The 1,691-nt window shown below is 75.9% G+C and carries 2 protein-coding genes; one reads left to right on the top strand and one right to left on the bottom strand.

Annotated elements, in window-relative coordinates; translation table 11 throughout:
- Positions 1 to 841, top strand: an 841-nt coding sequence (locus E1300_RS49440) for an MFS transporter (protein WP_131764144.1), incomplete at its 5' end; no start/stop codon positions are given.
- Positions 842 to 887: 46 nt separating this feature from the next.
- Here the strand turns inward: E1300_RS49440 and E1300_RS49445 are convergent.
- Positions 888 to 1,493 (bottom strand): flavodoxin family protein, encoded by a 606-nt coding sequence (locus E1300_RS49445; protein WP_131764145.1) that lies wholly within the window; start codon positions 1,491 to 1,493, stop codon positions 888 to 890.
- Positions 1,494 to 1,691: the final 198 nt, after the last annotated feature.

Raw genomic sequence — 1,691 nt, forward strand, 5'->3', positions numbered from 1 at the left:
CGCGTGGCTGTGCGCGTTCTACGTCGTCCCGGAGGGGCTGGCGGCGCCGTACGCGGCGACGTTCGACGACAGCGCGGTCACGGTGGGGCTGCTGTTCGTGGTCCCGCTGATCCTCGGCCACGAGCTCGGCTGGCCCGCGTGGGGCTGGGTCTCGCTCGGCGCGAGCGCCGTGTTCCTCGCCGCGTTCGCCGAGGTGGAGCGGCGCGTGGCCGCGGACGGCGGGCGGCCGCTCGTGTCGGCGCGCGTGCTGCGCCTGCCGGGGCTGCTCCCGGCCTCGGTCTGCATCCTCTTCGGGCCCTGCACGTGGGCGTCGTTCCTGTTCACCACGACCCTGCACCTCCAGGGCGACCTGCGGATGTCGCCCATGGAGTCCGGGCTGGCGTTCGTCCCGTCCGTCACCGCGTTCGCGCTCGTGGGGCTGAACTGGCAGCGGCTCCCCGCGCGGTGGCAGCGGCGGGCCGTCCCGGCGGGCTTCGCGGTCGCGTCGGCGGGCTACCTGTTCATCGGCCCGCTGGCGGGCGGCGGAGCGCCCTACGAGCTGCTGACCGCGGTCATCGGGTTCGGCCTCGGCGTGATGCCGATCATCATGACGGTGGCGCTGGAGAACGTCCCGGCCGGGGACGCCGCCGACGCGGGCGGGCTGATGCTGACCCTCATGCAGGTCGGGCAGGTCGTCGGCGTGGCGACGGTCGGCACGCTGTTCCTCGGCCTCGCCGAGGACGGCGGCTCCACCCGGCACGCGGAGTACGCCACCGGCTGGGCGCTCGCGGGACTGACGCTGGCCGGGGCCCTGTGCGGCCTCGTGCTGGCCCGCGGCCGCTCCGCCGCGCGGACGGCCTGACGGGCACCCGGCACCCGACCTCCCGGCACCGGGTCCGCGGCGCCGCTCAGGAGGGCGGCTTGGGGATGGGGTTCGCCGCCAGCGCGGACGCGACGGCGACCAGGTTCGAGGCCATCGCCCGCCCGGTGCTCGCGGACCAGTCCCGGCCCTCCTCGGCGTCCAGGTAGCTCGGCCCGGGGCCGGGGCCGCGGTTCCAGTACGTCCACGCCTGCGCGGGGATCGTGTAGCCGAAGTCGTTGAGCGCCCCGGTGATCTCGCTGATCACGTGGTGCGCGCCGTCCTCGTTGCCGGTCACGACGACGCCCGCGACCCGGTCGAACAGCACCGGCCGCCCCGCGTCGTCGGTCTCCGACATCATCGCGTCCATCCGCTCGATCACCCGCTGGGCGACCGAGGACGGGTGCGCCGCCCAAGTCGGCGAGGCGATCACGAGGATCTCGGACGCCAGGAGCGAGCGGTGGACGGCGGGCCAGGGATCGCCGGGCCCGAGGTCCGTCTCCACCCCGGGCGGGATGTCCAGGTCGACGGCCCGGACGTGCTCGACCTCGACGCCCCTCGCCCGCAGCTCCTCCTCGACCACGGCGGCCAGGGCACCGGTGTTGGTGGGCTCGGGCGAGCGCTTGAGCGTGCAGTTGATCACCACGGCGCGCATCCGGCGCCTCCTTCGGTCCGCACCGGTCGGACCCTCGACGGTCGGTCGCCCGGCGGTCGATCATGACGGCCGGTCACCGGCGGACTACCCGCCCGCACGGGTCAGTAACGCGCGAGCCTGGCGCGGGCGGCCTCGACGGCGGGCGGGAGCGGGCGCCGGGCCCGCAGCAGGGCGGGCAGCAGCCGGGCGGCCTCGGCG

The organism is Actinomadura fibrosa (assembly GCF_900659615.1).
In the GTDB taxonomy this organism is placed as follows: Bacteria; Actinomycetota; Actinomycetes; order Streptosporangiales; family Streptosporangiaceae; genus Spirillospora; species Spirillospora fibrosa.

Bases quoted from the DNA above. Each gene is read 5' to 3' on its own strand.
- E1300_RS49445 (WP_131764145.1), bottom strand. From the start codon at position 1,493: ATGCGCGCCGTGGTGATCAACTGCACGCTCAAGCGCTCGCCCGAGCCC.